The organism is Catellatospora sp. NPDC049609 (assembly GCF_040675365.1).
Lineage (GTDB): Bacteria > Actinomycetota > Actinomycetes > Mycobacteriales > Micromonosporaceae > Catellatospora.
In genome coordinates, this window is record NZ_JBFAOU010000304.1 from 1 (window position 1) to 5,607 (window position 5,607).

Genomic DNA, 5,607 nt, shown 5'->3' on the forward strand with positions numbered 1-5,607 from the left:
GCACAACCGAAAGCTCGTGAGGGGTCACCGCGACATGACACTACGCCAGCCCACGGAGACCCGTACGACACGCCGACCTAACAAAGCACTACTAGTACTGCACTCCCCAAGTTCCCACCCCGCGCCCCTCCCGCCCGTAACGGCGCAACGAGAACCGGCCGACCAGGTGGCAAGAACCAACTGGCACAGGATGGGACTGATAACGCATCGCGAAGCAAGTGTGTCGATACGTGTCAAGCGAGTAGCTGCCCGGCGCCTTAACGCGGGGCAGCTACTCGCGGCGAAGTACATCAGTTACCCGGCGGCCCCTACGCACCTGTGGGACGGCCGGTGCCAAACGACGGCCGTCAGCCCAGATGTGCCCGCCGGAGCGTCACCACGGTAGCCGACGCGCAATCACCAGGCCGTCAGCCACTAGGGCTGAGCCTAAGCCAGGCGCTAGTCCATCAGATCTTGAAAGAGTCACAGTGATGATGTCGTCCGGGTTTAATTGGAAGCCGGCTGCTGGGTTGAGTTGGACCCATTCTCCCTGGTTGGCCTGCTGATCCACCACGACAGTATGAATTCCATTTTTTGTTCTCACCGCATAGCGCGCATTGGCATCAAGCGCTTCTCCTCCGACGATATTCACCCAGATGTCCCAAGTCTCAGAGCGGTGATTGATGTCGGTGACTGCTGGGCTGACGTCCCATGTGACAGCGACCTGCTCGCCGTTTGTAGACATGGCACTGTCTGCCAGACATGCTCCCGGGGTACAGGTTAGAACCTTCCATTCCCCGGTGGCATTTTCCTGACGAGCATCGAATACGCCTTCAAAGTGCAGCGTATTCAGCCAGAAGGTCTGGAAGTCACGCTGCTCACCGGAAAGAAAGTCGACCCATGCGGCCAGGAACTCTGCCACGGTGTGGGGCTTGTCGTTACGCACGACTTCAAGAATCTGCAGGGCAGGGTGGTTGCTAACGTCAACGAAGCTGTTCTTAGCCTCGGCCGAGCCCGCGTTTGGGTCGCTCGGCGGGTTGTTGTCGAATAGGTCGAACAATGCCGAAGCAATGTTCCCTTCGACCGCCGGTCCGCTTCGACACTCGATGTCGGGCTCGATAACACACCTTTCCAGATCAGCATCGCCGCCGCTGTCATATGCCATCTTCGTCCAGGTGGTGAATCCCGGGTCATTCTCTGACGCAACAGCGAGCCAGTGCGCGAAGCCCTCGTGCCAGGCGCAGTCCTCGGTACTTACTGTTGTGAAGTAATGCTCGGTGCCGCAACCCCTCTCCCACTGCTCATAATCGTTCCCATACCAATGGTGCATCGCACTGTGTGCCACCTCATGCTCAGGGGTTCCTGACTTCGCGCCCACCGTACCTAAGTGGATCTCGCGCGTATCCGGGTCATAGGTATCAGGTCCCATGCCCTCGTGAAGCTGAATATGGACGTTCCCGATGCCGCTTCCGACAAATTCGCGAACGTTGTAGGCAGCACCGTACGCGGCCGCGGCGAACGAGTGTGCCGTCTCGATAAGCCTGGGACGACGGAAAAAGAGCCCCAAATCAATCGTTAGCATTGGCTCGGCATCGTCCGGCATATCCTCGTGGCCAGGTGCTTTGACCTTTACGCTACGGTCCGCGTTGATGGCAAAGACTTCTAGTACGAGGTCTTCGTGCGCACAGGCCGTCGAGGACAGGTATGCTACGTCCGTCGGCTCACACCCGAACCAGGTTTCGCCGGACGGCCTCACATGGTTCTGTGGATAGGTGATTTCGATGTCGAATTCGCCACCGCGGCTAAGATAGCCATTTACCTCTGGGTCGTTCGGACCGTAGCCGGTTCGAACCGGCCGCCATTCGACCGGATCTGACTGGTTCCCGCCCTTGCCCCTATATTGCAGCCTCCACCATGCATCCGAGATAGGCCGCATGGGGTCCTCTACGTTCAGCTCGTGACGGCGGGGAGTTTCGACCTTTCCGGTTATACGGACGCGTGGTGGTGCGGGCGGCGCGGTGGCGCCGTCGTGTGGGGCAAGGATGACGGCGTCGGCTTTGAGAATGTCAGTGGACCCGGTGGTGTTGCGCAGGCGAACGAGGTTGTCGCCGGCGGGGTCCATGTCGAACACGTCGGGCAGCCGGACCCAGTTGTCGGTGGTGGTGGCCTGGTTGAGCGCGACCTGCTGTGCGCCGCCGACGATGTCGACGGTGTAGATGGCGTTGGTCTCGTCCCCTGCCTGGCCTGCGGGCAGCCGTACCCACACGTCGTAGTCGCCTGCTTCGGTCATGTGACGGCCGAGGTCCCAGGAGATCTCCGCCGAGCCGCCGGCCGGGTCGGTGAACCTGTAGTCGCCAGGCCTGTTCTCGCGGTAAGAGGGCGCGGAACCTCCCAGCGAGCCGCTGAGGTCGCGGCAGGTGTTGCACTCGGTGTCTTCCCAGGTCCCCGCGACGTTGGTGGCGAGTTCCTCGTCTTGCAGGTCGGTGTATTCGAGGGTGTTCATGAAGAAGATCAGGCGGTCCTGGGCCGCGTGATTGGCCTTCCAACCGTCCCACAGCTCGTTGACGTCGACCGGCACATCGGCCAACAGGTGAGCGTTGACCGCCCCGAAGCTGTAGTCGGTGAAGTCGGCGAAGCTCTGCCCGGCGCCTTCACTGTCAGCGGTTTCGTTGGCGCTGTCGGCCAGGTCCCATAAAACAGCGGTGATACGCAGCGGCTCGCCCGGTCCCTCAGCACAGCCGAAGCGGGGATCGTTTTGGGTCAGGCACGTCTCGACCGAGTAGCCGTAAGAAGGACCCCGCTGGAACGTAGGTGACTGGTCGGCTCCGCGGTTGCGCAGGTCTGCCTGCACACCGATGAACGCGGCAGTGCCGTAGACAAAAGAGCACGCATCCGACATGTCCATCGACGGAAAGCTAAGCCAGGCACCTTGCGGGCATCCTTGTCCAGGATAGGATCCATCAGGATAGGCGTGGCTGAGGAACGCCTGGGCGATGGCGCTCTCGGTTATTGCCGAGCGTACAGAGTTCCGCTCCTGGTGAAGATGCACCAACCCCGTCCCCGGGTCGAAGTAGGTGTTCGCCCCGTTCATGCGCAGGGTCACCGGCTCCTCGTCGCCGGGCATCACCTCCTTCACATCCAACGCGGCCCGGTACGCCCGCGCAGCAGCGAAATCGGTCACCGCATTCAGCTCGTCCGGGTACTGGAACCAGCGACCGACGTTCATCCGCACACTGCGGATCTTGTTTTGCGTGTCGACCACCCGGACCGACCCGTCCGCGCTGACGAGGTCGAAGAGCAGGTAGACAGAATCGTGGGTGCAGGCATTTCTTTCAACGCCCGGGAACGAGGGCAATCCCTGAAAGTCCTGGCAGCCGGGATGCCACCCAGTCTCATCGACAAACAACCACGGATACTCGAACGTCGCTGCGAACGTACCGTCCTCGTTGACAGACCCCACCACGGGCTCACCCGAGCCGTCGGTCACCGGAACCCCGGCAGCGCCACCGTAGACATCGTGTAGCACCCTGAACGGGATCCCGCCCAGACCCAGCGCGCCGAGATCGTCATCGGTCTTCACCCTCATCGACCCGTTCACCGTAACCAAAGGCCGCGGACAAGTCAGACTAAAGCAAGGAACGTCCCGCACCGCCGCCTCATCACTCGTGGGCTTGGCCGACGCCTGCCCCGGCGCCACAAGCGCGGCGGCGAACAGCGACACCACTGCTGTTCCAGCCAACCACAATCTTCGGTAAGACAACCCCTCCACCCTCCCGGCCCCTTTCCGCCCCTTGAGGGGCGATTGCCGCGATCTCATCGTGCACAACACTTGCCGGGCAGATGGCCCAGACGGGGAGGAGTACGGCGGCATCTCGTCGACGGTTCCCTGAAACTCATCCGATACTCGAGGGCTGCCACCCGCTTCAGCGGCGGTTGTTCCTCGCGGCGCAGGTCCGAGACTCGGTGCAGTCCGACCGCGGCGTTGCGGTGGAACAGAACACACTCGGTCACGTCCACGCACGTGGTGTATCGGTAAACGACCACGGCTGATCCTGATGTGAGCCTATGCGGCGGTGAGTTCTGCTCCGGGTTGCGCCGCGCTGGCAGAGGGCTGGTCGTCGATGGTCTCCTTCCTGGCCTTGGCGAGCAGTTCGGGGCCCATGTAGCGACGCTGTTCGGTCCATTCGTCGGTCTGCTCGGCCAGGACCGCGCCGACCAGGCGGATCACGGCGGCGCGGTTGGGGAAGATCCCGACGACGTCGGTGCGGCGGCGGATCTCCTTGTTGAGTCGCTTCCTGGGGGTTGTTCGACCAGATCTGTCGCCACAGCTCCTTCGGGAACGCGGTGAACGCCAGGAGGTCGTCGCGGGCGTCGTCGAGGTGGGCAGCGGCGGCGGGGTACTTGGCCGCGACGGCGTCGACGACCCGGGCGTACTGCGCGGCGACCTCGGCGGCGTCGGGCTGGTCGAAGATGGTGCGGACCATCGTGGCCAGCCACGGCTGCGCCGACTTCGGCACCCGGGTGAGCAGGTTGCGCAGGTAGTGGGTCCGGCACCGCTGCCAGGCCGCGCCGGGCAGCGCGGACCCGATCGCGTTGACCAGCCCACGGTGCGCGTCGGAGATGACCAACCGGACGCCGGTCAGACCGCGGGCGGTCAGCGATCGCAGGAACGACAGCCAACCGGCGCCGTCTTCCTCGGCGCAGACGTCCAGGCCCAAGACTTCGCGATGGCCGTCGGCGTTGACGCCGACCGCGACCAGGCACGCGACGTTGACAGTCCTACCGTCCTCGCGAACCTTCATCGTCAGCGCGTCCAGGGACACGAACGTGTAATGCGCCGAGTCCAGGGGCCGGCTGCGGAACGCCTCGACCTGCACGTCGAGGGTCTGGGCCATCTGCGACACCTGCGACTTCGACAACCGGGTCACCCCCAGCTGCTCGGCCAGCTTCTCCACCCGCCGCGTCGACACCCCGAGCAGGTAGCTGGTCGCCACGACGGTGACCAAGGCCTGCTCCGCCCGGCGGCGGTGTTCGAGCAGCCAGTCCGGGAAGTACGACCCCGTGCGCAACTTCGGGACCTGCAGCTCGACCGTGCCGGCGCGGGTGTCCCATTCCCGGCTCCGGTAGCCGTTGCGCTGGTTGACCCGCTCGTCGCTGCGCTGGCCGTAGTCGGCGCCGCAGGCCGTGTCGGCGTCGGCGGACATCAGCGCGTTGGCGAACGCGGCGATCATTGTCGCCAACACGTCCGGGTTGCCGTGCTCTGCCTGCTGGCGAAGCCACGCGGCAGCATCCACACTTTGTAGTGCGGTCATCGGGTACTCCTGATCTCTCAAGACTTTGGTCGGTCTGAGGATCAATCCGATGGCCGCTTACCTTGTTACGCCCGAGTCCAAGACCCGACGGTTCCTACACCACGTCCGTCAGTGTCTACGGTGAACTTGCTCGACGGGGCTCGCTCCACCACTTCCTGCCGATCCTGGCCTGGTCCACTTCTGCGGTCCGTCGAGCGTGCTGGACTGGCCAGCGTGGCTTGATAGCGCCTCTGTGTGTCAAGGGGCCGCAACGACCATCTGCTGTTGATCTTTGATGAGGTAGCGGTAGATGACGTTGGCAAGCCGGCGTTTGAGC

The 5,607-nt window shown here is 63.4% G+C and carries 1 protein-coding gene and 1 pseudogene; both read right to left on the bottom strand.

Going from position 1 to position 5,607, the window contains the following annotated elements:
* Window positions 1-373: 373 nt before the first annotated feature.
* Window positions 374-3,700, bottom strand: coding sequence for a hypothetical protein (locus tag AB0J67_RS38900; RefSeq protein ID WP_363490477.1), 3,327 nt, complete (start codon window positions 3,698-3,700; stop codon window positions 374-376).
* A gap of 342 nt (window positions 3,701-4,042) precedes the next feature.
* Window positions 4,043-5,291, bottom strand: a pseudogene (locus AB0J67_RS38905) (IS256 family transposase).
* Window positions 5,292-5,607 lie beyond the last annotated feature (316 nt).